The organism is Vibrio sp. 1069, from assembly GCF_033340555.1.
The window spans coordinates 1-597 of the sequence record NZ_JAWOWP010000618.1; the positions used below are offsets into that span (position 1 = coordinate 1).

Sequence of the window (597 nt, forward strand, 5' to 3'; positions counted from 1 at the left end):
AGAGCCAATCAAAACCATCGTGAAGAACCGCACTGCGCTAAGTAGCGTTGACCTGCATCTTCCGAACGGTGACGATATCCGTATGAGCGGCTTGCGTAAGTTCGCAGCAGTGGTTCCGCTATACACGTTACAGGAAGACGGCGAAACCCTTTACAACAACCGTACCCAAGAAACACTGCGTCCAAATATGGAAGTGGGTTACTACCAGCCAGTGGATGAAAACGGTCAGTTTGTTGGCAGCACAGTGTCTCCAGGTTTCGTGGTGAACATCGGTACGCACAACTTTGAACGTGTGTGGAAAGATGATGGCATCAAAGAACCATTCATCAGCATCTTTATCTGGACTATTGTTTTCTCTGCGCTAACCGTAGTCTGCACATTGGTTATCGGCTTAGTGTTAGCAAGCGTTGTTCAGTGGGAAGCGTTGAAAGGTCGTTCAATCTACCGACTACTACTGATTCTGCCTTATGCGGTACCGGCGTTTATTTCTATCCTGATCTTTAAAGGTTTGTTCAACCAGAGCTTTGGTGAGATCAACATGCTTCTGGAAGGTTTGTTTGGTATCAGCCCGGCATGGTTCTCTGACCCATTCATGGC

Annotated in this window: 1 pseudogene; it reads left to right on the forward strand. The window is 47.6% G+C overall.

The annotated features are described in order from the left end of the window. A pseudogene (malF, locus tag R7040_RS28075) lies at positions 1-597 on the forward strand (maltose ABC transporter permease MalF); the annotation flags it as partial.